Annotated in this window: 1 protein-coding gene; it reads left to right on the top strand. The window is 63.8% G+C overall.

Annotation, left to right across the window (positions count from 1 at the left end; translation table 11 throughout):
- Nucleotides 1–605: ABC transporter permease (locus Pth03_RS41190; protein ID WP_203949960.1), on the top strand; the 605-nt coding region annotated here is incomplete at both ends.

Below are 605 nucleotides of genomic sequence, written 5' to 3' on the forward strand. Positions count from 1 at the left end.
TTATGGGCGGATGGTTCCGTTCATCGCGACGCTGGCGATGCTGGTGGCGGCGCGGGGTCTGGCGCAGCGGATGTCGGACAAGAAGACGCAGTTGGTGCAGCCGGATAACGCGGCGATCGTGGATCTGTCGACGACGCGGGTGTTGGGGTTGCCGTTGCTGGTGTACGTGCTGGCGCTGGTGGTGGTGGTCGGTTGGGTGGTGTTGAACCGGACCACGTTCGGGCGGCGGACGTATGCGGTGGGGGGTAATCCGGAGGCGGCGCGGCTGGCGGGTATCGATGTGCGGCGGCACACGATGTGGTTGTACGCGTTGTCGGGGTTTTGCTGTGGTGTTGCGGCGATCATCATCATGGCGCGGACGACGACGGGGTCGTCGACGCATGGGGATTTGTATGAGCTCGATGCGATCGCGGCTGTGATCATCGGTGGGACGTTGCTGACGGGCGGGCGGGGCACGATCGTCGGGTCGATCCTGGGTCTGCTGATCTTCACGGTGATCACGAATCTGTTCATCCTGAACGGGCTGGACACCAGTGACCAACTCATCGCCAAGGGCCTGATCATCGTGGCCGCCGTGCTGCTGCAACGGCGCTCACTCAGAACAG

Origin of the sequence: Planotetraspora thailandica, assembly GCF_016863335.1 — a bacterium.
GTDB lineage: Bacteria > Actinomycetota > Actinomycetes > Streptosporangiales > Streptosporangiaceae > Planotetraspora > Planotetraspora thailandica.